This window comes from Vibrio sp. OPT46 (genome assembly GCF_015163535.1).
Lineage (GTDB): Bacteria > Pseudomonadota > Gammaproteobacteria > Enterobacterales > Vibrionaceae > Vibrio > Vibrio alginolyticus.
The window spans coordinates 1-461 of sequence record NZ_JADDYG010000002.1 but is presented as its reverse complement, the minus strand read 5'-3'; the positions used below and the strand labels follow the sequence as shown (position 1 = coordinate 461).

Sequence of the window (461 nt, the reverse complement as noted above, 5' to 3'; positions counted from 1 at the left end):
CTAGACCTGCATTTCAGAGTTAATGTATTGCAGCGAGTGGATGATAGCTCGCTGCTACCACCTTACCGATTCTTAACTCAGCAGGATATTCAAATTTTCTCAGATTTTTCTTATTTTTTCTCCTATCGCCTATAATTGGAAAAACAACCTCAATTTGCTTCGTTGCGTTTTAGAGCCTCGAGCTCTTGGTCCGTAGACGCTCTCTTTCATCATGGAAAGTCTAGTAATAGACAAGGAGAGGTCATGAGTATTCAAGTGAAAACTATCAATAATATTCTAATAGCCCTGTTAATGGTTTCGGTTTTTGGTCTATTCGCACTGTACCTCAATTACATACAGCAGAATGAACAGATTGAAAGGCTGCAAAGTCAGTTAATCGAAAAAGAGCATCAGATACTAATTTCTAATGAAGCGTTGTCTTACACTCGATATCAACACCAATTATTAGCCGAAGACTACAG

Annotated in this window: 1 protein-coding gene; it reads left to right on the top strand. The window is 38.4% G+C overall.

Translation table 11 applies throughout. The annotated features are described in order from the left end of the window. Window positions 1–243: 243 nt before the first annotated feature. A partial coding sequence (locus IQR33_RS00005; RefSeq protein ID WP_193843424.1) for a hypothetical protein occupies window positions 244–461 on the top strand: 218 nt, incomplete at its 3' end.